Raw genomic sequence first — 24,769 nt, 5'->3', positions numbered from 1 at the left:
GTTAGGTCCGGACTTCCGTTTCCAGGAGGGTGATCAGCTCGTCCACCACCCGGGTGATGAGCACATCGTCCTCGCCCTCGGCCATGACACGGACCAGCGGCTCCGTGCCCGACGGGCGGACCAGCAAACGCCCCTTGCCGTTCAGCGTGGCGTGGGCGTCCTTGATCGCGTCCTGCACGATTGCCGCCTCGAGCGGTGACGCCCCGTCGAACCGTACATTCTTGAGAAGCTGCGGCAGCGGTTCGAACGGGCGGCAGACCTCGCTGGCCGGCAGGCCGGATTTCTTGACCACGGACAATACCTGCAAGGCAGCGATCAGACCGTCGCCGGTCGTCGAATAGTCACCCAGAATGATATGGCCGGATTGTTCCCCGCCCAGGTTGAAGCCCTTGGCGCGCATGTACTCGACCACGTAGCGGTCGCCGACCTGGGTGCGTTCCAGCCCCAGGCCCAGATTGTCGTTCAGAAACCGTTCCAGGCCCAGGTTGGACATCACCGTGGCGACCACGCCGCCGCCCTTCAGGATGCCGCGTTCCAGCCAGTTGCGCGCGACCAGGCCGAGGATCTGGTCGCCGTCGACCATGTCGCCTTTTTCATCACAGACCAGGACCCGGTCGGCGTCACCGTCGAGCGCGATCCCCAGGTCGGCACCATGGGCCAGGGTCTGGGATTGCATGGCCTCGGTATTCGTGGACCCGCAATCCTTGTTGATGTTGAAGCCGTCGGGATCGACGCCGATCGAAATGACTTCGGCTCCCAATTCCCACAGGACTTCGGGCGCCACGCGATAAGCCGCACCGTTGGCGCAGTCGAGCACGACCTTGAGCCCGTCGAGGGTATGTTCCCGTGGGAAGGTGCGCTTGACGTAATCATTGTAACGCCCGCGCGCGCTGTCCAGACGCCAGGTCCGGCCCAACTTGTCCGGCGGCGCCAGATCCGCCGACTGGTCGCCGGCCATGCGGGCCTCGATCTCGATCTCGATCTCGTCCGACAGCTTGTAACCGTCGGGCCCGAACAGCTTGATGCCGTTGTCGTGGTAGGGATTGTGCGAGGCCGACAGCATGACGCCCAGGTCGGCGCGCAGCGACTGCGTCAACATGGCGATGGCGGGCGTCGGGATCGGGCCGACGATGATCACGTCCATGCCGACGGAAACGAACCCGGCGACCAGCGCCGGCTCCAGCAGATAGCCCGACAGCCGCGTGTCCTTGCCGATCACCACGCGATGTCGATGGTCGCCACGAATGAACTGCGCCCCCGCCGCCATGCCGACCTTGAGCGCCGTTTCGGCGTTCATGGGGTCGGAATTGGCGGTGCCGCGGATGCCGTCGGTGCCGAACAGTTTGCGTGTCATGGCTCAATTTGTACCAAAGCGGTGGTTAACAGGCCCCTTATGAACCCTTCCCGCCGGTCTCCGCAATAGCGCGGTAAACGGCCAACGCCTGACGGTGTTCGGCGACGTCGTGGACCCGGAAGATGCGCACGCCCCGGTCCCAGGCGGCCAACGCCGTGGCGACGGAACCCGCGACCCGTTCGCCGGGCGGCACGTCGCGGTCGATCTTGGCGATGTAGCTTTTGCGCGACACGCCTAAAACCACGGGATGGCCGGTCTCGGTCAGGCGGTCCAGGTTTGCCAGCAACGATAGGTTATGCGCCACGGTCTTGCCGAAGCCGATCCCGGGGTCGAGCGCGATGTCCTGGGCCGCGATGCCTGCGTTCCGACAGGCGCGGGCGCGGGCCAGAAGACCATCCCGCACCTCGGCCACCACGTCGTCATAAGTGGGATTGTCCTGCATGGTGCCGGGCTCGCCCTGCATGTGCATGAGGATCACCGGCACGCCGAGGTCCGCCGCCGCATCCAACGCCCCTTCGCCTTGAAGCGCCGACACGTCGTTAATGATGCGGGCTCCCGCTTTTACGGCGGCGCGCATGACCTCGGCCCGGCGGCTGTCGATGGATACCAGGCCCCCTTCGGCCGCCAGAGCCTCGATCACGGGCACGACGCGGCGGATTTCCTCCTGGGCGGAGACCGGCGTTGCCCCAGGGCGGGTCGATTCTCCGCCGACGTCCAGGATATCGGCACCTTCGGCTATGAAAGCACGGCCCCGGTTGAGAGCGTCCTCAAGGGCGAAGGCCTCGCCGCCGTCGGAAAAGCTGTCGGGGGTCGCGTTGATCACCGCCATCAGGCGCGGCCGGTCGAGGGCCAGGCCCGCGAACGACGGCGCCGCCGAAACGGGCGCGGTCACGATTCCGGTTGCGGTTCCGGCCCGAACCCGCCCGGGCTTCCCTTGGGCTTGCGGCCCTTGCCGGCGTCGGGCACGGACGCCTTGCGGCCGGACCCTTCCGTCGGCGTCGAACCGCCGTCATCCTCGCGGGTGATGGCTTCGCCGCGCATGGCCTTTTTGACTTCGTCGCCGGTCAGGGTTTCGTATTCCAACAGGGCCTCGGCCAAACGGTGGAGCTCGTCCATGTGCTCGGTCAGAATCTTATGGGCCCGGTGTTCGGCCTCGTCGATCAGACGCCGCACTTCCTCGTCGATCAGCGCCGCCGTGGCGTCGGATACGTTCTTCTGGCGCGCCACGGAATGGCCCAGGAACACCTCTTCCTCGTTATCCGCATAGCGCAGCCGGCCCAGCTTGTCGGAGAACCCGAATTCGGTGACCATGCGCCGCGCCATGTAGGTCGCCTGCTGGATGTCGCCGCCGGCCCCGGTGGTGATGTTTTCCTTGCCGAAGATCAGTTCTTCCGCGGTGCGCCCGCCGAAGGCCATGGCCAGCTTGGATTCAAGCTGAACCTGGGACTGGCTCAACTGGTCCCGCTCCGGCAGGGACATGGTCAGACCGAGGGCACGGCCGCGCGGGATGATCGTCACCTTGTGGATCGGATCGTGCTTGGGCACGTAGATACCGACAATGGCGTGCCCGGCCTCGTGATAGGCGGTCAGGCGCTTTTCTTCCTCGGTCATGACCATGGAACGGCGCTCCGCCCCCATCAGGACCTTGTCCTTGGCGTTTTCGAAGTCGCTCATGGTGACCACGCGATGCCCGGCGCGGGCGGCCAGCAAGGCCGCCTCGTTGACCAGATTGGCGAGGTCCGCACCGGAAAACCCGGGGGACCCACGGGCGATGATCTTGGCGTCCACGTCGGGCGCCAACGGCACCTTTTTCATGTGAACCTTGAGGATTTTCTCGCGGCCCAGAATGTCCGGGTTGGGCACCACGACCTGACGGTCGAAGCGGCCCGGACGCAGCAGCGCCGGGTCGAGAACGTCGGGCCGGTTGGTCGCAGCGACCAGGATGACGCCTTCGTTGGCCTCGAACCCATCCATTTCGACCAGCAGCTGGTTGAGGGTCTGCTCGCGCTCGTCGTTACCGCCGCCGAGACCGGCGCCGCGATGGCGTCCGACGGCGTCGATTTCGTCGATGAAGATGATGCAGGGCGCGTTCTTCTTGCCCTGTTCGAACATGTCACGCACGCGGGATGCGCCCACGCCGACGAACATTTCCACGAAGTCGGAGCCGGAAATGGTGAAGAACGGCACATTGGCCTCGCCGGCGATGGCGCGGGCCAGCAGCGTCTTACCGGTCCCCGGAGGGCCGACGAGCAGGCAGCCCTTGGGGATCTTGCCGCCCAGGCGCTGGAATTTCTGCGGGTCCTTCAGGAATTCGACGATTTCCTCAAGTTCCTGCTTGGCTTCGTCGATGCCGGCGACGTCCTCGAAGGTGACGCGGCCCGCCTTTTCGGTCAGCAGCTTGGCCTTCGACTTGCCGAAGCCCATGGCCTTGCCGCCGCCCGACTGCATCTGGCGCATGAAGAAAATCCACACCCCGATCAGCAGCAACATGGGGAACCAGGAAATCAGGATGCCCCACAGCGTCGGCGAATTTTCATCGGACGGCTTGGCCTTGATGCTGACGCCCTGTTCGCGCAGACGGGTGACCAGCGTGGGGTCGTCGGGGGCATAGGTCGTGAAATGGCGGCCGTCGCGCAGGTTGCCGGAAATCGACTGCCCCTGGATGACGACATTACGCACTTCGCCGCTTTCCACGTTGTTGAGGAAGTCGGTGAAGGCCAATTCGTTCTGCACGGCCCGTTGCGGCGTGCCCTGGAACAGGTTGAACAGGGCAAAAACCAGCAAGGCGATGATGACCCAGAGGGCGAAATTCCGGCTGAAATTCAACGATTAAGTCCTTTTAAGAGGTTGGACGAAGGCCGCAGGGACGACGTATCGACGCCACATGCAGCGCCCACAGGGCCCTTCTTCCAGAGATAGTACTCCGAAACCCTCACGCAATACAAAACCCGTTAAAGGCCAAGGTATTTTTTGCCCGGAAGCGAATGGAGAGCCCCTCCGCGCCGCCGCCGGGCACCGCATGGGCCAGGAGAGTACCGTTTTCGAACAGGGCCGGCAACGTGCGCGCGGCGGCGGAGGGCAGCCCGGACGCGCGGCGCATGTCCTTGGGAATCTGGCGCCAGCCCTCGGGTCCCAGGGGGGCGAGCACCACCCCCGGGGAGATGCCCGCCGGCAGAACGATGGCGAAGCGGCCATCCCAACTGGCCACACGGCCCGCAGAGACCGCCATCGGAGCGGGCAGTCCGCGCCCGTCGCGGCAAACAACGATACATCCGGCCTTGTCAGCCAGGAACCGGCAGCGGCCCAGGCTGCCACCGGGAAAGGCCCCGCCCCCCGCGATGCGCCGGGCCAGGCGATCCGCCCGCGCCGCCGGAGGGGCATGATCGGCTCCGCCCAGAACCTGCGCCAGCCGGGCCGCCAGACGCCCCGCCACATCGGGGGCCAGGCCAGCGAACGCGCGGCGGTCGAGATCGGCAAAGCCGAGGGGATGCGGGGAAACGGTTTCCGCCAACGCCCGGTTGACGGCATCTTGGAGCTTCTGGCGCGCCACTCCCGCCGCATGCGCCTCCGCAAGCGCCCGATCCGCCAGCCCCGCATCGGTCACGAGACGCCGCCGGATACGCACCCGTTCGAAATCGGTGTTGGCATTGGAAGGGTCTTCGATCCAGGCGACACCCTTCGCCGCGAGATAGGCTGTCAGGGCGCCGTGGCGGATACCCAGAAGCGGGCGCAGCAGGCGCAGTTCGGGAAAGCTCACCAGGGCGCTCATCCCCGCGGCGCCGAAGCCGCCGCCCCGGCTTTGCCGCATCACGTGGGTTTCCGCCTGATCATCGCCATGATGCCCGGCCAGAAGATGCAGCACCCCGGCAGTCCGGCACCAATTCCGCAACAGCCCGTAGCGCGCCGCCCGCGCCGCGGCCTGCACCGACGCGGCGGGCTTGGCCCCGTCCCAGGTCAGGATATGCGCCACGATGCCGAGGGATTGGAGACGTGCCGCCGTCCCCGCCGCTTCCGCCGCCGAGCCCCCCCTCAGCCCGTGATCGACGATCAGCGCCGTCACCCGCCCGTCCCGCTCTGCTGCCCAGTCCTGGGCCAGCAAGGCCAGGGCCGTGCTGTCCGCACCTCCGGAAACGGCGACGGCCAGATGGGGGGCGGTCTCGAACGGACCGAGACGGTCCATCGATTTGGCAAACCGGCGGCCAAGGCCGTCGGCATCGTCATTTGAAAGGGGATGAGCGGTCGCCGTCATCATCTGCCGTCCGGGCTGTCTCCAGAGGGCGCAGGTCCGTGAACCCTGGCGCGGCGTCAGGCCGAGCCGGTCACTGCTTGCAGTTCATTTGCCGCTGCTGGCGGGTGGCCGTGCGCTTGAGGGAGCTGTTGGCATTGGGGAAATCGGCGAACAGCTTGTCGATGGCGCCGCAGCCTTCCTTGTTCTGGCCCAGTTGGCCCAGCGACATGGCCAGCTTCAGCAGGCTGTCCGGCGCCTTGCCGCCCTTGGGGTCCTTTTCAAACCCCTGTAGGAAGACTTCGGCCGCCTTCACGTATTCGGCCCGCGCGTAATGGGTTTCGCCCAGCCAATAGCGCGCGTTGCTTGAAAGCGCGCCGCCATCGTGCTTGCCCAGGAATTCCTTGAAGGCCGCTTCCGCCTGGTCGAACTGGTGCTTACGCAACAGGTCGAAGGCGAATTTGTACTGTTCCTCGGCGGTGCCGTCCGGCAGCACCGGGCCCTGTGCCGCGCCGGTCTGGGGCACGGCGGCGGCCTGTTGCGGCGATTGAACGCGCGTGACGGCGGCCGGGTTGGGGGCACCGGCGGGGGCCGGCATGGGCGCCGCCTGAACCGGCCCGCCGACGCCCAACGGCGCGGCATTGGCCGCCTCCGGTTTGCCCGACGGCGTGGCGGATTTGACCAGGTCGGGGTTGATTTGACCCAGGGTGCCCGCGGGACGGCCGATGATGCGGACCTCGCCCGGGGTCGGCGCCGCGTTGGCCTGGGGCCCGGCCGCGCCGGGCTGCATGGCCGTGGAAGCACCCGGACCGCGGCCCTGCTGTTCCAGACCGGACAGCCGGAAATCCATATCGGTGACCAGACGATCGACCCGCGCCGTCAGCTGATCCACATTGTAGGTCATTTCCTCGATCCGCCCGGTCACGTCCCGCAGTTCGTTTTCCAGCGTGTCGAGCCGCACGCCGATGCGCGCCACGGCGTTCTGCGGCAGATTGGGCATCGGCTCGGCCGGCTTGGCGGCGGCCGGCAGATCGGCGGCGGGGACCGCCCCCGGACCGCGAACGACCATTTTCGACAGGGTCTGGATATCCCGCTCCAGCCGCTCGAGACGCTGCGACAGGGCCTGCGCGTCCTGGGCCCGGGCCGGAACGGCGGCGGCCAGAACAGCGGCGAGGCAAAGCAAGGTCAGGGCGGTCGGGAAGGTCATCAGACGCATGGGAATTCGCGTGTCCCTGTTGTCGCGGTTGAAACGGGCGCGGCGATCCGAAACGATGGTTTCGCGGCCGCAGACTGAATGCCCGTAATCCCAGGAATTTTAGGCAAAACTAAGGCGCTTGCCCATCCCGCAATCCGCGGCCGGACAAGCGCCCTAGAAACGCTAGACGGTCAGCCCGAGGATCAGGAACCGGGGCCCGTCACGACGGTCACGCCACGGCGGTTCTGCGACCAGGCGGTTTCGTCGGAGCCGAGCGCCACGGGGCGTTCCTCACCGTAGGAGACGGTCTTGATCCGCTTGGCGTCGATGCCGAGATAGATCAGGTATTCTTTCACCGCATTGGCGCGGCGTTCGCCGAGCGCCAAGTTGTATTCCCGCGTGCCGCGTTCGTCGGCATGGCCTTCGATCGTGACCGTCACGGAGCTGTATTTCTTGAGCCAAGCGGCCTGAACGTCCAGGACCTTCTTCTGATCCGGCTCGACATCAAAACGGTCGAACGCGAAGAACACGCGGTCACCGACGTCAACGACGAACTGGTCCTTCAACGCCAGCGGCGCGGCGGCCGGCAGCGGTGTGATAGATTGGCCAGAACCGGAGGCGCCGGCGCCCGACCCTGACGTGGATTCGCAGGCCGAAACTGCCAAAGCAAGAGCGGCGACCATTCCGAGAACTTTAAAGCGCATGTAATCCCCCATTTGTCGGGTTTTAGTGCATTGCAAATCCGCCGGGGCTGCCGACGGTGAAATCTGCTTGGCCTTTAAAAAAAGGCCGTTCGTGTGATGTATTAACGGTTAAGCGTTCTGATTCCAAGTACTTTTTAAGTTCAAAGGCGTTCTGAGACCCTGCATTTTTGCATGCGCGAAATGTCTTTTTGTATGATCACTGTCACAACATTTCCCGACGTCAGGGAATAAGTGGCGACCACGCTGGGTCGGACGCATCCATGGGGGTCGGAATCTCGCGTTCGTTATGCCCGGTCAAATCGATGGACCACAACTTCGACTGCCCGCCGCTGCCGTCCTTTTCCGACCTGCCCTTGCGATAGAAGATCAGCACGCGGCCGTTCGGCGACCAGGTCGGCCCTTCGATCTTGAAATCCTCGGCCAAAAGCCGTTCACCCGATCCGTCCGGCTTCATGACACCGATGAAGAACCGCCCGCCCGACAACTTGGTGAAGGCGATCAGGTCGCCGCGCGGCGACCACACGGGCGTGGCGTAGCGCCCATTGCCGAAACTGATGCGGCGCACGTTCTTGCCACGGTCGTCCATGATGTAAAGCTGCTGACTGCCGCCGCGGTCGGAGTTGAAGACGACCTGGTCGGCGTCGGGCGAAAAGCTGGGCGAGGTGTCGATGGCGGAATGGAACGTCAGCTGCCGCACCACGCGGGTGCGCAGGTCCATGACGTAGATTTCCGAGTTCCCGTCCTTGGCCATGGACATGATGATTTTCTTGCCGTCCGGCGAAAACCGGGGCGCGAAGGTCATGCCGGGAAAGTCGCCCAGGACTTCCTGGCGTCCCGTGTCGATGTTGAAGATGTAGACGCGCGGGTTGTTGCGGAAATAGGACATGTAGGTGATTTCCTGCAACGTCGGCGAGAACCGGGGTGTCAGCACCAGGGTCGTGCCGTCGGTCAGAAAGCGGTGGTTTTCCCCGTCCTGGTCCATGATCGCCAGCCGCTTGCCGAACGGGTTCAGGCGGTTGCGCCCGACCCCCTTGGCGTCCTTGGGCTGTTCGGCGACATAGACGATGCGCGTGTCGAAATAGCCGTCCTCGCCGGTAATCCGCTTGTAGATCGAGTCGGAAATGATATGCGCCACGCGCCGCCAGTTGTCGGGCACGGTGAAATAGGCCAGGCCGATCATCTGCTGTTCCGAGAACACGTCCCACAGGCGGAATTCGACGCGCAGCCGCCCGTCGGACACAACCTCGGTGCGGCCTTGGACCAAGGCCTGGGCGTTGATGACGCGCCAATCGCCGAACCGGGGCAGCGCGTTGAGCGCCCCCGCCGACTGGATGAAGGCCTTGGGGTCGATCGGCTTGAACAGGCCGGAACGCTCCAGGTTGGCGGCGATCACGCCGGCAATGTCGCGCCCTGCCCGGGCCGCGGCGCCGGATTTGCCGACGAAGTCGGTGACCGCGATAGGCAGCGGTTCGACGTTGCCCCGGGTGATGTCGATTGTGATCTCGGCGCGCGCCGGTCGAGCGTCGCTCAACGCCGCGGCGAAAGCCAACAGCGCGATCAGCGGGGCAAAGGTCTTCATTGCGAATTTAGCGGGCATAATCATCGGCCTAATGGTCATCACAGCATTCCGCTCGGGTCAAATATGAACTTCAGATCGCGCCAGACATGATACTTGTCCGGCGGCAGGTTGAACTTGTTGCAGCGCGGGTCCAGGACCGCGCGGCGGGCCGCCTCGACGGCGACCTGGAAATAGCGGTCGGTGAACATCCGCCCCGTGTCCTCGACCTCGACCGACTGCACGGTGCCGTCGGAATTCATCGTCAAGCGCAGTTCCGGCCTCAGCTTTTCCGCCCCCGGCGCACCATATGGCGGCGACCAGCACTTGGATACCTGGTTACGGATCATCGTGCGCCACTGGTCGATCTCAAGCTGCGAAACCTTCTTGTCCGGGTCGTACTTGATCGACTTGGAATTGTTCTGCAAGGCCGCCCGGATGCGCGCCATGGTGTCGTCCTTGGGCGTTTCCGACACTTTCTTCTCAGGCTTTTCCTCGGGCTTGGGCGTCGGCTGCTGCTTGATCTTCTCAAGTGTCTTCAGCACGGACGCCGTGTCGAAGGTCGGCTTCTGCGGTTTCTTGGGCTTCTTCGGAACCTCGACCTGGGCCAGTTTCGGTTTGGGCGGCTCCGGCTTCTTCTCGGGCTTGGGCTCCGCCTCCTTCTTGGGCTCCGGTTCGGGCTTGGGTTCCGGCTTCGCCTTGGGCAGGGGTTCGGGCTCCGCCTCGGGCTTGGGCGGCAGGGCCGCGATCTCGGGCTGCTTGGGCGTGGGCGGCGCCGGTTTCGGCTTGGGCGGCGTCGGCGGTTTGGGCGGTTCGGCCTTGGCCTCTTTTTTCGGGGCTTCCTGAACCGGCATCGGCGGCGCGTTGCGCATCTCGTCGACGTCGACGATCTCGACGAAGATGGGCTGCTCTTCATGCAACGGCGTGATCTTGTTGAACGGCAGGCCCAGCCAGGCGGCCAGCACCAAACCCACGTGCAGGGAGACGGATGTGATCAGTGCGGTCCGCAAGGGGCCCCGGCTTACTTCTTGGCAGGCGGGCGTTTCGCCGCCTTGCCCGGTTCCTGCGCGATCAGCGCCACGCGCCGGTAGCCGGCCGCGTTGATCTGCCCCATCACCGCCATGACACGTCCGTAATTGATGGCCTTATCCCCTCTGACGAAGATCCGGATGTCCGGATTGTTGCCGGTGATAGCGTGCAATCTTGGCACCAATGTGTCCAAGTCGACGGCCGTGTCCTGAATATAGATCTGCCCGCCGGCGTCGACGCTGACGGCCAGCGGTTCGTCCTGGCCGCTGACGGCGCCCGCCTTGGTTTCCGGCAGGTCGACCTGGACGCCCACGGTCAAAAGCGGCGCCGTGACCATGAAGATGATGAGCAGGACCAGCATCACGTCGACGAACGGCGTGACGTTGATGTCGCTCATCAGCGCCCGGTTCTTGCGCCGCCGGCGCGAGGTCCGCTGTATGGTGACGGCCACGTTCCCGCTCCCCGCCCTAGGTGTCCAACTCGCGCGACAGGATCGCCGAGAACTCGCCCGAGAAGTTTTCGAGCCGCCCGGCATAACGGTCCAGATCGCGGGAGAATTTGTTGTAGGCGATAACCGCCGGAATGGCCGCGAGAAGGCCCAGCGCCGTGGCGAACAGGGCCTCGGCGATGCCGGGCGCGACCACGGCGAGCGACGTGTTCTTGGAAATGGCGATCGACTGGAACGAATTCATGATGCCCCAGACCGTGCCGAACAGGCCGATGAAGGGGGCCGTGTTGCCCGTGGTCGCCAGGAACGTGAGATAGCGTTCGGCACGATCCATTTCCCGGTCGGCGGTGATCTGCATGACCCGCTCGATACGCTGGGCCAGGGTTGTCGATCCGCCGCCGTTGGGCGACGCGCGCCGCCATTCCCGCATGGCGGCGGCGAACACGGCGGACATGGGGTCCATGGGCCGGCTGCCGATTTTGTCATACAGGCTGTCGAGGCTGTCGCCGGACCAGAAACGGTCCTCGAATTTGTCCGTCCGTTTGTTCAGGCGGCGCACGGACAACAGTTTTTCGAAGATGATCGCCCAGCACCAGATCGATGCCGACACCAGCAGCAGGATGACACACTTGACCACCAGGTCGGCCTTCATGAACAACGCCACGACCGAGAAATCCAGGTTCGTCGAGCCCGCCAGGGCCATCGCTTCGACCGCTTGATTTTCCATCTTTGTCCGTCTCGTTCCGTTTTTCTTAAGGCCCCGCGCCGACGTCGGCGATCCGGGCCATTTCAATTCGCACTTCGGCCGGCAGGCGCACGGGCCGTCCGGCCGAGTTCATGCAGGCAAGCGTCAGGCTCATCTGCACCAGGTCTTCGTCGTCTCGGCGCACCACCTGGGCCATCTCCACGGTCGCCCCCCGCACCGCCAGCACCCGCGTCTCGACGCTGAGCGCATCGTCCAGCCGCGCCGGCTTCAGGTATTCGGCGCTGACCCGGCGTACGGCAAGCGCGACGCCCTTCTGCGCCAAAATCGCGGAATTTTCAAATCCCAGTTCACGCAGAAGCTCCGTGCGGGCGCGCTCCGCATAGCGCAGGTAGTTGGCGTAATAGACGATGCCGCCGGCGTCCGTGTCCTCGTAATAGACACGCACGGGCATGCGGTGGCAGGGCGTTTCTCCTGTTCCGGTCACGCGCCATCCTCCGACCCACTTGTGGCGGAAAGAAGGTCGAGTTGCGGCGCGCCCGGCGGCAGGTCGAGCCCCAGGTGCCGGAATGTTTCCGGCGTCACGGCGCGGCCGCGCGGCGTGCGCATCAATAACCCCTGCTGGATCAAGAAGGGTTCGATCACTTCCTCGATGGTGTCGCGCTGTTCCGACAGGGCGGCGGCCAGGGTTTCGACGCCGACCGGCCCGCCACCGTAATTGCCGCAGATACAGGTCAGATAGCGGCGGTCCATGGCGTCGAGCCCGCGCTGATCGACCTCAAGCCGCGTCAGGGCCGCATCGGCGATCCGGGCGTCGACGGACCCGGATCCGTCGACGGCGGCGAAATCGCGGACCCGGCGCAGCAAGCGGCCCGCGACCCGTGGCGTGCCGCGGGACCGGCGGGCGATCTCCAACGCTCCCTCGGCCGTCAAGTCCAGACCCAGCAGCGCCGCCCCCCGGCGCACGATGCCTTCGAGCGCTTCCGGGCTGTAGAAGTTAAGCCGCACGGGAATGCCGAAACGGTCGCGCAGCGGCGTGGTGATCAGGCCCGAACGCGTCGTCGCCCCCACCAGGGTGAAGGGCGGCAGATCGATGCGCACGGACCGCGCCGCCGGCCCCTCGCCGATGATCAGGTCGAGCTGATAATCCTCCATCGCGGGATAGAGAATTTCCTCGACGATCGGGCTGAGGCGGTGGATTTCATCGATGAACAGCACGTCGCGCGGCTGCAGGTTGGTGAGAATCGCCGCCAGGTCGCCCGCCTTGGCGACCACCGGGCCCGAGGTGGCGCGAAAGCCCACGCCCAGTTCGCGGGCGACGATCTGCGCCAAGGTGGTCTTGCCCAGCCCCGGGGGGCCGAAAAACAGGACATGGTCCATCGCTTCGCCACGCGACCGCGCGGCCTCGATGAACACCTTCAGGTTCTCGCGCGCCTGGTCCTGGCCGACGAAATCGTCGAGCACCTGCGGGCGCAGGCCGGGATCGGCGGCGAAGTCGTCACCCACGACTTCGGGCTGGATCATACGTTCTTCCGCCACGGCCTAGGCCCCCCGCCGCTGATCGCTCGGGGCAAGTTCGGCCAACCCGGCGCGGATCAAGGCTTCCAACGTCAGAGCCGCGTCCGACGCCTGGGCGGCGCGGGACACCGCCCCCAGGGCCTCCGACGGGGTATAGCCCAAATTGACCAGGGCCGAGGCGGCGTCGCGCAGCAGATCCTGCGCCGCGTCGCCGGCTTCCGGCTTGGCCGCGCCCGGGGACGGCACAACGCCTCCCTTGGCCGCCGCCGGCCCCAGGGCCAGGGCGCCGACCTTGTCCTTCAACTCGTGCAGGATGCGCTGCGCCAGCTTGGGCCCGACGCCGGGGGCACGGCACACCGCCGCCTTGTCCCCGGCGGCGATGGCCTGCAGCAACATGTCGCCGGTCAACGCCGACAGCATGGCGAGGGCGACCTTGGCGCCCACGCCCTGCACGGTGGTCAGCAGGCGGAACCAGTCCTGTTCGTCGGCACGCAGGAAACCGTAAAGGTGGATGTGATCTTCGCGCACATGGGTTTCGATGAACAGCGCCACCGCGTCGCCCTGCCCCATCTGCGACAAGGTCCGGGAAGAGGCATGAACCAGATAGCCGACCCCGTTGACGTCGATGACGGCGGTATCCGTTCCCACGGCGTCGACCAGGCCCTTCAGCCGCGCGATCACCGGGCCGCCCCCGCCATGGCGGCGTGCCCGGGCGCCGTGCGGTGATGGGCGTGGCAGATGGCGACGGCAAGCGCATCGGCGCTGTCCGCGCTTTTGAAGGCCGCTCCCGGCAACAGCGTGCGCACCATCATCTGAACCTGTTCCTTGGCCGCGTGGCCGGTGCCGACGACGGTCTTTTTCACGAGGTTGGGGGTGTATTCGAACACCGGCAGACCGGCCAGGGCCGGCACCAGCATGGAGATGCCGCGGGCCTGGCCCAGTTTCAGGGTCGTCGTCGGATTGGTGTTGACGAAGGTTTCTTCGACCGCCGCCTCGACCGGGGCCATGGCGCGGATGACCTCGACCAATCCGTCATGAAGCTGCACCAGACGTTCGGCCAGACTGGCCTTCGGATCGGAGGACACAACACCGTCGGCGACATAGCGAAGCCGGTTGCCGGCGTGTTCGATGACGCCCCATCCGGTGTTCTTCAACCCCGGGTCAAACCCGATCAGCCGCATCCGTGTTCCATTCCGCTCCGTATCCCTGTGGCGTCCGCTTTACGGTTTAGGCGCTCAGCCTTTCCATGATCTCGTCATCGACCTCGAAGTTGGCGGCGACGCGCTGCACATCGTCGTTGTCTTCCAACGCGTCGATCAGCTTCAACAATGTCTGCGCCGTGCCTTCGTCGACGGAGATGGAATTCTGCGGCTTCCACGCCAGGCGCGCTTCCTCCGGTTCGCCGAAGCGTTCCTCGAGCGCGTCGCGCACGGCGGCAAAATCGTCGGGCTGGCAGGTGATGGTGTGGTTGTCATCGTCCGATTCCACGTCCTCCGCCCCCGCTTCCAAGGCGCCTTCGAACATGGCCTCGGCGCCGGCGACGGCGGCCGGATAGGTGATCTGGCCGACCCGGTCGAACATGAAGGCGACGCTGCCCGTCTCGCCCAGGTTGCCGCCGTTCTTGGAAAAGGCGGTGCGGACTTCCGAGGCCGTGCGATTGCGGTTGTCGGACAGGGCCTCGACGATCACGGCGACCCCGCCCGGGCCATAGCCTTCGTAACGGATTTCCTCGTAATTCTCGGCATCGTTGCCCTGGGCCTTCTGGATCGCCCGGTTGATGACGTCGTTGGGCATGTTCAGGGCCTTGGCGTTGGCGACGGCCAAACGCAGGGCGGCGTTGAAGTTGGGATCGGGGCCGTTGCGCGCGGCGACCGTCACTTCGCGGCCCAGCTTGGCGAAGACCTTTGCCCGCTTGGCGTCCTGACGGCCTTTGCGGTGCATGATGTTCTTAAATTTGGAATGACCAGCCATTTTGGCGGGAACCCCCTATATGTCGTGGCGATTCGTCGGGATTATACCCAAATGATGGGACCGGCGCGAGTGTCACCGGCGGTGAAGCTAGGCCCGCAATATGGCAAGAATTCGTCCGCCGTGAAAGGCCGCAGGCCAAGGAAAAGGTTGATTTTCAGGTCTGCCGGCTATCCCGGCACCGTCGGCGCCAGACGGCCGCCCAGGCGCACGGGCTCGGCCCGCGTCGCCAAACCCGTGGCGTCGTCGGTTTCCAGGTACATGGCACAGAAGGTCGCCTCGCCGCCCGCGGGCTCCAACCGGCCCTGCGGCAGCTTGGTGGTGAACCGCGCCGTGGCGTTTTCCTTCTGCATGCCGATGACGGAATCGTAATCGCCGGTCATGCCCAGATCCGTCTGATAGGCCGTGCCGCCCTTGAACACCTGGGCGTCCGCCGTCGGCACGTGCGTGTGGGTGCCGACCACGGCGGAAACGCGACCGTCCAGGAAATGGGCCATGGCCATCTTTTCCGACGACGCCTCGCCGTGCAGGTCGAGCAGGATGGCGTCGACGTTGCCGCGGCCGCTGGCCGCGCCCAGACGGTGGTTCTTCAAGGCTTCATCCACCCCGGCGAAGGGATCGTCGAGCGGGTCCATGAACAGCCGGCACATGGCGTGCACGACCATGACCTTGCGGCCGTCCTTGGCGTCGAACACGCCGGCCCCCTTGCCGGGCGTGCCGGCGGGGAAATTCAGGGGACGCAGCAGACGGTCGTCGCCGTCGATGTAGTTCATGATCTCGCGCTGATCCCACACGTGATTGCCCGTGGTGATGACGTCCGCCCCCTGGGCGTACAGATCGTTGCAGATCGCCTCGGTAATGCCGAAGCCATGGGCCGCGTTCTCGCCGTTGACGATGACGAAGTCGAGGTCCAGTTGCGCGCGCAGGGCCGGCAGGTGCTTGGCCACGGCGTCCCGGCCGCTGCGACCGACCACATCCCCGACAATCATGATTTTCATTAACCGACCTTGTCCTTAGTGCCTTATCGGGGCGTCACGACGTAATCCGGATGATGTCTTCCTCCGTCACCACCCAGTCCAGGCGTGCGTCGTAATGGTCCCGCGGCACGGCGTCAACTTCCTGGGCCGCATAACCGACTCCGACCGCGGTCACGGGAGTGCCGGATTGTCGCAGTTCGGCAAGGGTACGATCATAGAATCCGCCGCCCCAGCCAAGCCGGTAGCCGGCCCGGTCGAAGGCGAGCAGCGGCACCAGAAGCAGGTCCGGGCGCACGTCTTCCGCCCCGTCCGCAGGATGGCGGGTGCCGAACACGCCGTCCGCCAGCTTCGCCCCGGGCGACCAGGCCCGGAACAGGAGCGGGCGCGCCTTGCCGACGACCACCGGCAGGCATCCCCGCCAGCCGTACGCGGCCAGGGCCAGGATGGCCGGTAGGACATCCATTTCGTCCTGCATGGCGAGATAGCCCGAAACATGCCCCGGCGGGGCCGCCTCCCCCAACCCCTGCGCCAAGGCCACGGCATGACAGGCCACGGCGGTGGCGACACCGGAGCCCAGGTCCGCGCGCGCGCGAACACGGCGGGCGGCGGCTTCTTTGCGCAGGAGACGCTTTTGTTCGAGGAGATCCATAATGACTTGATGACGGCGCCCGAAATTCGGGTGCCGTAACAATATCCAAACAATGCCCGAGACGAAAAAAGTCGGCGGTGCCGCAGTAGCCGTCGGCGTTAAGATCCTCCGTGGCCTGCTCTCAACAGGTTGGGCACCGTGATACCGAGCGTCCAGGACGAACCCGTGCAACCCGGCAGGGACAGCACCCTTAAAGGACGCATCGCCCCAGGGATAATGTGCCTAACGCGCTCCGCAGCGCTCCGCCTGAGCGGAAGTTAGGCTTGTTCAAGCCCCACGGCAATGCCTTCGATGCGGTCGGCGATATTTTCCAGGGTGCGGCTGACCTTTTCCTCGGATTCGATCAGCTTGGCGACGCCTTCGCTTTTGCGGCTGATGGATTCCAGTTCCGCATAGGCGTCGGACAGTTCGTCGGCGAGAAGCAGGCTGACCATGACCAGAAGCCGGGCGTCGCCGGCCTGACCGACGGCGGCGACCAGTTCCTGAACACGGTTGTCGACATACTTGCCGAGCCGTGACAGGTGCGCTTCCTGCCCATCGTCGCAGGCGACCTGATACTGGCGTCCGTTGATGGTGACGGTGACATGGGCCATGGCGCGATCCGACCCTAGCCTTCGAGAGCTTTTTCAAGGCGGCCAATGGCGCCGTCGAGACGGCCCTTGACCTCCTCGGTCACGGTTTGCAGGCGGGCGTTCTCCGCCCGCAATGCCGCCGTGTCGCCGCCGTCGCCGGCCGCGGCGGCGTTCCCGCGCGCCTGCACGGCCTTTTCCAGGCGCGACAAGGCGCCTTCCAGCCGCTCGAAGGCACGGTCCACTCGTGATGGTTTACTGATAGTCGCCACACATACCCCCCGACCCAACTAAAAATATAATTGCCTTAGTGGGTAAAAATTTTATGAAGAATAGGTGCCTATGAACACAAGTTCAACCACCACATCAATTGGAGAGCATTGCGCCCCGGACAACCGGGCGTTCGCGGGTTTACAGGGGTCGAAGGGTAGCCTATATGCTCGCCCTGACCGAGGCATCCGTCGCAGGGGCCTCAACGCAGGAAATTCAACAAATTTACGGAGGCATTCATGGCGGTTCGGGTTGCGATCAACGGGTTCGGAAGAATTGGTCGTTTGGTTCTTCGGGGCATTTTGGAATCGCGGCGCAACGACATCGAAGTCGTCGCCATCAACGACCTGGGCTCGCCCGAAATGAACGCCCACCTTCTTAAGTACGATTCCGTGCACGGCCCGCTGGGCATGGACGTGTCGGTCGCTGGCGACGTGATGAACGTGGGCGCCGGGCCGATCAAGGTGACCGCCGAACGCAACCCCGCCGATCTGCCCTGGAAGGAACTGGGCATCGACGTGGCGCTGGAATGCACCGGCCTGTTCACCGACCGCGACAGCGCCGCCAAGCACCTGGACGCGGGTGCCGCCAAGGTTCTGGTCTCGGCCCCGGCCTCGGGCGTCGACCTGACCGTCGTCTACGGCGTCAACCACGACAAGCTGGAAGCCGGCCACACGGTCGTGTCCAACGCATCCTGCACGACCAACTGCCTGGCCCCCGTGGCCGACGTGCTGCACAAACTTGTCGGCATCGAAAAGGGCTACATGACGACGATCCACGCCTACACCGGCGATCAGCGCCCCCTCGACACCCTGCATTCCGATCCCCGCCGGGCGCGCGCCTGCGCCGTGTCCATGATCCCGACCTCGACGGGGGCCGCCAAGGCCGTCGGCCTGGTGCTGCCGGAACTGAAGGGCAAGCTGGACGGCACCGCGATCCGCGTGCCGACCCCCAACGTGTCGCTGATCGACCTGACCTTCACGGCCGGACGGTCGACCACGGCCGAGGAAATCAACGCGGCCATGCTGGAGGCCTCCAACGGCCGGCTCAAGGGCGTGCTCGCCTACAATACCGAGCCCCTGGTCTCCATCGACTTCAACCACAACCCCGCCAGCTCGAGCTTCGATTCCACCCAGACCCAGGTGATCGACGGCAATTTCGTGCGCGTGCTCAGCTGGTACGATAACGAATGGGGCTTCTCCAACCGCATGCCGGACACCGCGCTGGCCATGCATGGTGCGAAATAAGCGACGGGATTGAGATGACGGGGGACGCGACCAAGCAATCGGCCGTTCCCCCGGCATCCGTCGTCATCCACGACCTGAACCACGCAAAACAGGCATTGACCGCTGCCCGCCGCACGGGTTGTCCCGTGCATCTGGTCAGCGCGCCCGGCGCCGCCGGCTACCTCGGCCCGGCCCTGTTCAAACAGATCGTCGATCAGGCCCGCGCCGCCGAACCGGCGGCCCGCGCCACGGCCTGCCTTGATTGCGCGGACGAACCGGGCATGGCCCTGGACGCCCTCAGGCAGGGCGTCGAAGCCGTGTCCCTGTCGGCCGCCCCCGAGGTTCTGGCCAGGATCGAACGCGTGGCAACGCAGGCCGGCGCCCGCCTGGCCAAACGACCCGCGCGGGCATTGGACATGGCCGACGCAGGCGCCGACCGGCGGCTCGACGCTTGGCTCACGGGAGAATTCCAACATGGCTGACACCGATGACGGCTGCCTGCTCTATCTGGTCACGCCGCCCGCCTTCGACCCGAACGTCTTCGCGGGCGATCTGGCGGCGGCGCTCGACGCCGGCCCCGTCGGCGCCGTGCAATTGCGCCTGAAGGCCCCGGACGGCACGCCTGACAGCGACGACGGCATCCGCCGCGCCGCCGATATTCTGCTCCCCGTCTGCCGCGACCGCGGCGTGCCCCTGATCCTCAACGACCGCCCCGACCTGGCGGCGGAGACCGATTGCGACGGCGTCCATGTGGGCCAGGGTGACGCGTCCTACCGGGACGCCCGCAAAATCATGGGCGACAGGCGCGCCGTCGGCGTGACCTGTCATGCGTCGCGCCACCTGGCCATGGAGGCCGGCGAGGCCGGGGCCGACTACGTCGCTTTCGGCGCGTTTTTCCCGACCGGGACCAAGGAGGTCACCCATCACGCGGACGTCGATCTTTTGCACTGGTGGAGCGAGATTTTCGTCGTGCCCTGCGTCGCCATCGGCGGCATCACCGTGGACAATTGCGCGCCCCTGGTCGCCGCGGGTGCTGACTTCCTGGCCGTGGTCTCCGGGGTCTGGCGGCACGCCGAGGGACCGGCCGCCGCGGTCGCCGCGTTCAACAAGGTAATTGCCGACGCCCCGCGCCCCTGACGGCGGCGCTGGGCCGTTGCTATGCACGAAACAAACTGGTAGCTTCCGCGCCGCTTTCACCCCCCATCAACATGTAAACGGGCACGGACATGAAAATCGACGGCAACGCCATTCGACCCGGTATGGTCATCGAACATCAGGGACGCCTGTGGCGCGCGGTCAAGATCGCCCATACGCAGCCCGGCAAGGGCGGCGCCTATCTTCAGGTCGAATTGCGCGAACTGCGCGACGGCACCAAGCTGAACGAACGCTTCCGGTCCTCGGAAAAGGTCGAGCGCGCGACCCTGGAACAAAAGGAATACCAATTCCTGTTTTCCGACGGCGAGATGTTCACCTTCATGGACAACGAGACCTATGAGCAGGTCGTCCTGAACGGCGATCAGATCGGCGAGGACCAGACCCCCTATCTGCAAGACGGCATGGAAGTGACCATCGAAAGCCACGACGGCGACCCCATCGGCGTTCAGTTGCCCGACCGGGTGACCCTGACGGTGGTCGAAACCGAAGCCGTGGTCAAAGGCCAGACGGCGGCGTCGAGCTACAAACCGGCGCTTTTGGACAACGGCGTGCGCACCAGCGTGCCGCCGCATATCGAGACCGGCACCCGCATCGTCGTCAATCCCGCCGAGGGTACCTATGTCGAGCGGGCCAAGGACTAGGCTTCGGCCACGCCCTTCCCGCCCCTTTCCGACCGCTTGAAACAAGGCCCGCCATGCTGCGCACGCCCCTGATAAACGTCATGACCGCCGCCGCCCAGAAGGCGGCGCGGGGCCTGGTCCGCGATTTCGGCGAGGTCGAGCACCTACAGGTCTCCAAGAAGGGCCCGGCCGACTTCGTCTCGAACGCCGACCGCAAGGCCGAGAAAATCCTGTTCGAGGAACTACAGCGCGCGCGGCCCAAGTACGGTTTCCTGATGGAGGAACGCGGCGCGGTCGACGGCGCCGATACCTCGAACCGCTGGATCATCGATCCCTTGGACGGCACCACCAACTTTCTGCACGGCATTCCTCAGTTCGCCATCTCCATCGGCCTGGAACGCGACGGCCAGATATTCGCCGGCGTCGTCTACAACCCGATCACCGACGAGATGTTCGTCGCCGAAAAGGGCCAGGGCGCGTTTCTAGGCGGGCGGCGCCTGCGCGTCTCGGCCCGCCGCGACATTACCGAATCCCTGTTCGCGACGGGCATTCCCTTCGTCGGCCGGGGCAATCACGACCTGTTCCTGAACCAACTGCGCGCGATCATGGCCGTGTCCGCCGGGGTGCGGCGCAACGGTGCCGCCGCGCTTGATCTGGCCTGGGTCGCCGCCGGGCGCTTCGAAGGGTTCTGGGAACAGAACCTGCAACCCTGGGACATGGCCGCGGGCATGATCCTGGTCGCCGAAGCGGGCGGTTTCGTCACCGACCTTGCGGGCGGCCGCGACATCTTCCAACGCGGCGACATCGCCGCCGGCAACGACGCCATGCATCCGGCCATGCTGAAGACCCTGGCCGGCGCCGGCGCGGCGGCCACCTGACCCGTTCCCACCCCGCCGAGGGGCTGTTTTCGGGTGCCCCGAAAGCGTCATATTTACCTGTTTTCATTCAAGGGCTTTACGGTTGTCCAGCGCATCGCCGTTGGTTAAGGTGATCGCCTTGGCTTCCGCCGCTGATCGGGGAGTACCCGGACTGTCTCAGCGCCGGGATGCCGAGCCTGCCGCAAACGGGATCGACATCCCCGAACACGACAACGGGCCGGAAGACGACAACAGGGAAGAATGGGGAGTGACCGTCCGATGACATCCTCACGTTTTTTGACCGGACTTTTGGTCATCGTCGTGGCGCCGCTGGCGCTGGCGTCAGGCCCGGTCGAGGCACAGGTGAGCAACTACGCGGACGGTGCCGTGACCATCGACATGGGCGCCCTGCCCGGCGGTGGATACGGCCACACCGTGGACGTATCGTCGGAACCGGCCATCCCTGCCTATGGCGGCGGACTGCGCCTGCCGGGCACGAGCCGGCCGACATCTCAACTGTTCGTCGCCCCCGAGAAATCCGCCCCCATCCGCAAGCTGCGGGTGACCCGCGCCGAGGCCGCGCCGACCCCGCGTGCCAGCCGCATGGAAACGGAGATGCGCCCGCCCGCGGCCAAGGCGCCGCCGCCGCCCATGCCGTCGAAACCATCGCCCGCGCCGGCCCCCGCCGCCGAGGCGCCCGCACCGCTGACGGCCGCAGCACCACCGCCGCCCGCCGCGCCGACGGCGCCCGACAAGAAAATGGCCGCCGTGGCACCGCCGCCGGCCCCCAAGGCCGACGCCGGGAAGGACAGCGCGGACAAAGCACCCCCGCCGCCCCCGCCCGCCACCGCACCGGGGGCCGCCGTTCCGCCCCCCCCGCCGCCACCCGCCACGGCCGCGGCCGTGCCCACGCCGCCGCCGCCCAAGACGGAAAGCACCGCCTCCCTGACGACCGGCGAGGACGGCCGGTTGATCCGCGTGGTGTTCGACGAAAGCCAGTCGAAACTGCCCGACGCCGCCAAGCCGAACCTGTTGAAGCTGGCCGATCAGGTAAAGGACCAGCGCGACGTGCGGTTGCAGCTTCTGGCCTATGCCGGGGGTGACGACCTGAAATCCAACCGGGCTCGCCGCCTGTCCCTGTCCCGGGCCCTTTCCGTGCGCTCGTTCCTGATCGAAAGCGGCATCCGCTCGACCCGGATCGACGTGCGGGCCCTCGGCGACAAGACCTCCGATGAACCCAAGAACCGGGTCGATATCACCCTGGCCCCGCGTTGACGCACCATCGGGTTCCGCGTAACGCCCGTGCCCCCGAAAGGACCTCGTAAGGGCTTCCCTAGATGACGCGCCCCAACCGATACCTGCTCAGGATGATCCTGTTCCTCGGCGCCGTCGTCGCCGTGTGTGCGCCCCTGTTTCAGCCGCTGCGCGACGCCTTTCTGGCCAACGCGCCCCTGAACGGCGGCATCCTGGCGGTGCTGGCGCTCGGCATCGCCTATAACTTCCTGCAGGTCGCGCGCCTGAAGCCCGAGGTCGAATGGGTGGACAGCTACCGCCGCGACGGCGCACAGCTGTCGCAACCGAGCCCGCCGCGTCTGCTCGGCCCCATGGCAAGCATGCTGGGCCAGCGCTCCGGCCGCCTGACCCTGTCGACCACGTCGCTGCGCACCTTGCTCGACGGCTTGGTGTCGCGCCTGGACGAATCACGCGATATTTCCCGCTATATCATCGGCCTGCTGATCTTCCTCGGCCTGCTCGGCACCTTCTGGGGGCTTCTGGAAACGGTCGCCTCGGTCAAGGACGTGATCGTCGGCCTGACCGTCGACGGCGGTGACATCAACGCGACATTCAACAAGCTGAAACAAGGCCTGGAAACGCCATTGTCCGGCATGGGAACGGCCTTTTCGTCGTCCCTGTTCGGGCTGTCGGGCTCGCTCATTCTGGGCTTTCTCGACCTACAGGCCGGCCAGGCGCAGAACCGTTTCTACAATGACCTGGAAGAATGGCTGTCGAGCCTGACCCGCCTGTCGTCCGGGTCCCTTTCCGGCGACGGCGACCAGTCCATGCCGGCCTATGTGCAGGCGTTGTTGGAACAGTCGGCGGAAAACCTGGAGAACCTGCAACGCACCCTGTCGCGCGGCGAGGAAAGCCGCGCCGAGGCCAACCAAGGCATTCTGGCCCTGACCGACAAGCTGGACACCCTGACCGACCACCTGCGCACGCAGCAGCAGTTGATGAAGGACATGGCCCAGAGCATGAACCGGAGCGACGGCGGGGGCATGGATGCGGAAACCAGGACCAGCATCCGCAACCTGGACCGTTCCGTGGCCCGTCTGGCCGACGACGTCAGCCACGGCCGCGACGAAATCATCAAGGAAGTGCGGTCCGAGATCAAACTTCTGGCCCGCACCATGGCCAACATCGCCGACGGCGAATATGACCGCTGACGCCGTGACGCCGGCTCTCTGTCCCCGTCACGTCCCCGCGGCCCCCCGGCAAGGGACAACGTAACCATGGCCAGCCTCGCCAGGCGCCACGAACGATCAACCAACATCTGGCCCGGCTTCGTCGATGCCCTGGCGACGCTGCTGATGGTCATCATCTTCCTGTTGCTGATCTTCATCATGGCCCAGGTGTTTTTGGGACAGGCCTTGACCGGGCGCGATCAAGCGCTGCGCAAGCTGGAAGGCGAGATCAGCGAACTGGCGAGCCTATTGGCCCTGGAACGCAAGACCACGGACAGTCTGCGCGCCGACGTCAGCCGTCTGTCGACGGAACTTGAAGCCTCGGTCGGCGAACGCGACCGGCTGAGCACCAGCGTCGCCGAATTGCGCATGCGCGCCGAATCCGCCGAACAGCAGCTTGTCGACGCCATGGTTTCCATGGAAACCAGCCGCCAGACCATCGGCCGGCTGGAAACCTCGTTGGCGGACACCAAGAAGACGCTCGCGGTCCGCGAGGAGGAACTGGCCGAGCGCGTGCAGCGCCTGAACAATCTGGCGCGCGAGATCGAGGCCCTGACGGCGCTGCGCGACGAATTGACCGCCAAGGTCATGGAGCTTGGCAAACAGGCCAACGAAAAGGGCGAGGCGCTGATCAACGAGCGCCAGATTTCCGAAAGCGCCCGCGCCCAGGTCGCCCTGATGAACCGCCAACTGGCGGCGCTCCGCGAACAACTGGCGACCCTGGAGGCGACGCTCCGCGCGGCCGAGGAAAAGGCCCAGGCGCAGGGCGTTCAGATCGAAAGCCTGGGCAAGCGGCTCAACGCCGCGCTGGCGTCGAAGGTGCAGGAACTCAGCCGCTATCGCTCGGAATTCTTCGGCCGCCTGCGCGAGGTTCTTGGCAACCGTCCCGGCATCCGCATCGTCGGCGACCGCTTCGTGTTCCAGTCGGAGGTGCTGTTCGACGTCGCCTCCGCCGAACTGGGCCCGGCGGGCAAGGAACAGATGGCGGCACTGGCCCAGACCCTCAAGGAACTGGTCGTGAAAATCCCCGAGGACATCGACTGGGTGCTCCGTGTCGACGGGCATACGGACAAGACGCCCATTGCCACGGCCCGCTTCCCCTCCAACTGGGAATTGTCCGCGGCGCGGGCGATTTCCGTGGTCAAATACCTGATCGACCAGGGACTTCCGCCCGTGCGTCTGGTCGCCGCCGGGTTCGCGGCCAACCGGCCCATCGACCCCGGTACCGATGAAATCGCGCTTCGGCGGAACCGCCGGATCGAACTCAAACTGACCCAGCGCTGAT

The 24,769-nt window shown here is 65.8% G+C and carries 27 protein-coding genes; 8 read left to right on the top strand and 19 right to left on the bottom strand.

The window, feature by feature from the left end; translation table 11 throughout:
- Position 1: 1 nt before the first annotated feature.
- The 19 genes from glmM to RJ527_13755 all read right to left on the bottom strand — a co-directional run bounded on the left by glmM (position 2) and on the right by RJ527_13755 (position 17,166).
- Positions 2–1,354, bottom strand: coding sequence for a phosphoglucosamine mutase (glmM, locus tag RJ527_13845; GenBank protein ID WND75118.1), 1,353 nt, complete (start codon positions 1,352–1,354; stop codon positions 2–4).
- A 37-nt stretch (positions 1,355–1,391) separates the two neighbouring features.
- Complete coding sequence (folP, locus tag RJ527_13840; GenBank protein WND75117.1) at positions 1,392–2,246, bottom strand: dihydropteroate synthase; 855 nt, start codon at positions 2,244–2,246, stop codon at positions 1,392–1,394.
- On the bottom strand, positions 2,243–4,180 hold the full coding sequence (ftsH, locus tag RJ527_13835) for an ATP-dependent zinc metalloprotease FtsH (GenBank protein ID WND75116.1): 1,938 nt from the start codon (positions 4,178–4,180) through the stop codon (positions 2,243–2,245). The genes folP and ftsH overlap by 4 nt, the downstream gene beginning before the upstream one ends.
- Before the next feature lie 106 nt (positions 4,181–4,286).
- A complete protein-coding gene (gene tilS / locus RJ527_13830; GenBank protein ID WND75115.1) occupies positions 4,287–5,606 on the bottom strand; it encodes a tRNA lysidine(34) synthetase TilS in 1,320 nt (439 codons plus the stop codon).
- Between the two features lie 67 nt (positions 5,607–5,673).
- Positions 5,674–6,795: a tol-pal system protein YbgF gene (ybgF, locus tag RJ527_13825; protein WND75114.1), complete on the bottom strand. Its 1,122-nt coding sequence runs from the start codon at positions 6,793–6,795 to the stop codon at positions 5,674–5,676.
- 182 nt (positions 6,796–6,977) lie between these two features.
- Positions 6,978–7,490 carry a peptidoglycan-associated lipoprotein Pal gene (gene pal, locus RJ527_13820; protein ID WND75113.1) on the bottom strand — a complete coding sequence of 171 codons (513 nt, stop codon included), beginning with the start codon at positions 7,488–7,490 and terminating at the stop codon, positions 6,978–6,980.
- A 208-nt stretch (positions 7,491–7,698) separates the two neighbouring features.
- Positions 7,699–9,057, bottom strand: coding sequence for a Tol-Pal system beta propeller repeat protein TolB (tolB, locus tag RJ527_13815; GenBank protein WND75112.1), 1,359 nt, complete (start codon positions 9,055–9,057; stop codon positions 7,699–7,701).
- Between the two features lie 38 nt (positions 9,058–9,095).
- Positions 9,096–10,043, bottom strand: a complete 948-nt coding sequence (locus RJ527_13810) for an energy transducer TonB (protein WND75111.1) — start codon at positions 10,041–10,043, stop codon at positions 9,096–9,098.
- An 11-nt stretch (positions 10,044–10,054) separates the two neighbouring features.
- A complete protein-coding gene (gene tolR / locus RJ527_13805; GenBank protein ID WND78063.1) occupies positions 10,055–10,459 on the bottom strand; it encodes a protein TolR in 405 nt (134 codons plus the stop codon).
- A 70-nt stretch (positions 10,460–10,529) separates the two neighbouring features.
- A complete protein-coding gene (gene tolQ, locus RJ527_13800; GenBank protein ID WND75110.1) occupies positions 10,530–11,237 on the bottom strand; it encodes a protein TolQ in 708 nt (235 codons plus the stop codon).
- Between the two features lie 25 nt (positions 11,238–11,262).
- Positions 11,263–11,700 carry a tol-pal system-associated acyl-CoA thioesterase gene (ybgC, locus tag RJ527_13795; protein ID WND75109.1) on the bottom strand — a complete coding sequence of 146 codons (438 nt, stop codon included), beginning with the start codon at positions 11,698–11,700 and terminating at the stop codon, positions 11,263–11,265.
- Positions 11,697–12,737, bottom strand: coding sequence for a Holliday junction branch migration DNA helicase RuvB (ruvB, locus tag RJ527_13790; GenBank protein WND75108.1), 1,041 nt, complete (start codon positions 12,735–12,737; stop codon positions 11,697–11,699). Before ruvB ends, ybgC begins: the two co-directional genes overlap by 4 nt.
- An 18-nt stretch (positions 12,738–12,755) precedes the next feature.
- Positions 12,756–13,412: a Holliday junction branch migration protein RuvA gene (gene ruvA, locus RJ527_13785; GenBank protein ID WND75107.1), complete on the bottom strand. Its 657-nt coding sequence runs from the start codon at positions 13,410–13,412 to the stop codon at positions 12,756–12,758.
- The gene (ruvC, locus tag RJ527_13780) at positions 13,409–13,912 is read right to left on the bottom strand and encodes a crossover junction endodeoxyribonuclease RuvC (GenBank protein ID WND75106.1); all 504 of its coding nucleotides are present in this window, start codon (positions 13,910–13,912) and stop codon (positions 13,409–13,411) included. The genes ruvA and ruvC overlap by 4 nt, the downstream gene beginning before the upstream one ends.
- 46 nt (positions 13,913–13,958) lie before the next feature.
- The gene (locus RJ527_13775; GenBank protein WND75105.1) at positions 13,959–14,702 is read right to left on the bottom strand and encodes a YebC/PmpR family DNA-binding transcriptional regulator; all 744 of its coding nucleotides are present in this window, start codon (positions 14,700–14,702) and stop codon (positions 13,959–13,961) included.
- A gap of 167 nt (positions 14,703–14,869) precedes the next feature.
- The gene (locus RJ527_13770; protein ID WND75104.1) at positions 14,870–15,697 is read right to left on the bottom strand and encodes a TIGR00282 family metallophosphoesterase; all 828 of its coding nucleotides are present in this window, start codon (positions 15,695–15,697) and stop codon (positions 14,870–14,872) included.
- 34 nt (positions 15,698–15,731) lie between these two features.
- Positions 15,732–16,325 carry a 5-formyltetrahydrofolate cyclo-ligase gene (locus RJ527_13765; protein WND75103.1) on the bottom strand — a complete coding sequence of 198 codons (594 nt, stop codon included), beginning with the start codon at positions 16,323–16,325 and terminating at the stop codon, positions 15,732–15,734.
- Between the two features lie 257 nt (positions 16,326–16,582).
- The gene (gene zapA / locus RJ527_13760) at positions 16,583–16,918 is read right to left on the bottom strand and encodes a cell division protein ZapA (protein WND75102.1); all 336 of its coding nucleotides are present in this window, start codon (positions 16,916–16,918) and stop codon (positions 16,583–16,585) included.
- Between the two features lie 14 nt (positions 16,919–16,932).
- Positions 16,933–17,166, bottom strand: a complete 234-nt coding sequence (locus tag RJ527_13755) for a hypothetical protein (GenBank protein WND75101.1) — start codon at positions 17,164–17,166, stop codon at positions 16,933–16,935.
- Between the two features lie 237 nt (positions 17,167–17,403).
- On the opposite strand from RJ527_13755, the gene gap reads away from it, so the two are divergent.
- The 8 genes from gap to RJ527_13715 all read left to right on the top strand — a co-directional run bounded on the left by gap (position 17,404) and on the right by RJ527_13715 (position 24,768).
- A complete protein-coding gene (gene gap, locus RJ527_13750) occupies positions 17,404–18,411 on the top strand; it encodes a type I glyceraldehyde-3-phosphate dehydrogenase (GenBank protein WND75100.1) in 1,008 nt (335 codons plus the stop codon).
- A gap of 14 nt (positions 18,412–18,425) precedes the next feature.
- The gene (locus RJ527_13745; GenBank protein WND75099.1) at positions 18,426–18,872 is read left to right on the top strand and encodes a hypothetical protein; all 447 of its coding nucleotides are present in this window, start codon (positions 18,426–18,428) and stop codon (positions 18,870–18,872) included.
- Complete coding sequence (gene thiE, locus RJ527_13740; protein ID WND75098.1) at positions 18,865–19,527, top strand: thiamine phosphate synthase; 663 nt, start codon at positions 18,865–18,867, stop codon at positions 19,525–19,527. Before RJ527_13745 ends, thiE begins: the two co-directional genes overlap by 8 nt.
- 89 nt (positions 19,528–19,616) lie before the next feature.
- The gene (gene efp, locus RJ527_13735) at positions 19,617–20,186 is read left to right on the top strand and encodes an elongation factor P (protein ID WND75097.1); all 570 of its coding nucleotides are present in this window, start codon (positions 19,617–19,619) and stop codon (positions 20,184–20,186) included.
- Positions 20,187–20,239: 53 nt separating this feature from the next.
- On the top strand, positions 20,240–21,043 hold the full coding sequence (locus tag RJ527_13730) for an inositol monophosphatase family protein (GenBank protein ID WND75096.1): 804 nt from the start codon (positions 20,240–20,242) through the stop codon (positions 21,041–21,043).
- Between the two features lie 258 nt (positions 21,044–21,301).
- Positions 21,302–22,297, top strand: a complete 996-nt coding sequence (locus RJ527_13725) for an OmpA family protein (protein ID WND75095.1) — start codon at positions 21,302–21,304, stop codon at positions 22,295–22,297.
- Between the two features lie 62 nt (positions 22,298–22,359).
- Positions 22,360–23,466, top strand: a complete 1,107-nt coding sequence (locus RJ527_13720) for a flagellar motor protein MotA (protein ID WND75094.1) — start codon at positions 22,360–22,362, stop codon at positions 23,464–23,466.
- 66 nt (positions 23,467–23,532) lie between these two features.
- The gene (locus RJ527_13715) at positions 23,533–24,768 is read left to right on the top strand and encodes a peptidoglycan -binding protein (protein WND75093.1); all 1,236 of its coding nucleotides are present in this window, start codon (positions 23,533–23,535) and stop codon (positions 24,766–24,768) included.
- The last annotated feature ends 1 nt before the right edge of the window (position 24,769 follow it).

The organism is Thalassospiraceae bacterium LMO-SO8 (assembly GCA_031655335.1).
In the GTDB taxonomy this organism is placed as follows: domain Bacteria; phylum Pseudomonadota; class Alphaproteobacteria; order Rhodospirillales; family Casp-alpha2; genus UBA1479.
Note: the sequence above shows the minus strand (reverse complement) of the source record. Positions and strands in the feature narration are given on the sequence as shown.

Bases quoted from the DNA above. Each gene is read 5' to 3' on its own strand.
- ybgF (WND75114.1), bottom strand. From the start codon at position 6,795: ATGCGTCTGATGACCTTCCCGACCGCCCTGACCTTGCTTTGCCTCGCC.
- RJ527_13775 (WND75105.1), bottom strand. From the start codon at position 14,702: ATGGCTGGTCATTCCAAATTTAAGAACATCATGCACCGCAAAGGCCGT.
- RJ527_13765 (WND75103.1), bottom strand. From the start codon at position 16,325: ATGGATCTCCTCGAACAAAAGCGTCTCCTGCGCAAAGAAGCCGCCGCC.
- ruvB (WND75108.1), bottom strand. From the start codon at position 12,737: ATGATCCAGCCCGAAGTCGTGGGTGACGACTTCGCCGCCGATCCCGGC.
- efp (WND75097.1), top strand. From the start codon at position 19,617: ATGAAAATCGACGGCAACGCCATTCGACCCGGTATGGTCATCGAACAT.
- tilS (WND75115.1), bottom strand. From the start codon at position 5,606: ATGATGACGGCGACCGCTCATCCCCTTTCAAATGACGATGCCGACGGC.
- RJ527_13715 (WND75093.1), top strand. From the start codon at position 23,533: ATGGCCAGCCTCGCCAGGCGCCACGAACGATCAACCAACATCTGGCCC.
- RJ527_13725 (WND75095.1), top strand. From the start codon at position 21,302: ATGACATCCTCACGTTTTTTGACCGGACTTTTGGTCATCGTCGTGGCG.
- tolR (WND78063.1), bottom strand. From the start codon at position 10,459: ATGAGCGACATCAACGTCACGCCGTTCGTCGACGTGATGCTGGTCCTG.
- RJ527_13745 (WND75099.1), top strand. From the start codon at position 18,426: ATGACGGGGGACGCGACCAAGCAATCGGCCGTTCCCCCGGCATCCGTC.
- RJ527_13730 (WND75096.1), top strand. From the start codon at position 20,240: ATGCTGCGCACGCCCCTGATAAACGTCATGACCGCCGCCGCCCAGAAG.
- thiE (WND75098.1), top strand. From the start codon at position 18,865: ATGGCTGACACCGATGACGGCTGCCTGCTCTATCTGGTCACGCCGCCC.
- tolQ (WND75110.1), bottom strand. From the start codon at position 11,237: ATGGAAAATCAAGCGGTCGAAGCGATGGCCCTGGCGGGCTCGACGAAC.
- pal (WND75113.1), bottom strand. From the start codon at position 7,490: ATGGGGGATTACATGCGCTTTAAAGTTCTCGGAATGGTCGCCGCTCTT.
- tolB (WND75112.1), bottom strand. From the start codon at position 9,057: ATGAAGACCTTTGCCCCGCTGATCGCGCTGTTGGCTTTCGCCGCGGCG.
- RJ527_13770 (WND75104.1), bottom strand. From the start codon at position 15,697: ATGAAAATCATGATTGTCGGGGATGTGGTCGGTCGCAGCGGCCGGGAC.
- zapA (WND75102.1), bottom strand. From the start codon at position 16,918: ATGGCCCATGTCACCGTCACCATCAACGGACGCCAGTATCAGGTCGCC.
- glmM (WND75118.1), bottom strand. From the start codon at position 1,354: ATGACACGCAAACTGTTCGGCACCGACGGCATCCGCGGCACCGCCAAT.
- gap (WND75100.1), top strand. From the start codon at position 17,404: ATGGCGGTTCGGGTTGCGATCAACGGGTTCGGAAGAATTGGTCGTTTG.
- ruvC (WND75106.1), bottom strand. From the start codon at position 13,912: ATGCGGCTGATCGGGTTTGACCCGGGGTTGAAGAACACCGGATGGGGC.
- RJ527_13720 (WND75094.1), top strand. From the start codon at position 22,360: ATGACGCGCCCCAACCGATACCTGCTCAGGATGATCCTGTTCCTCGGC.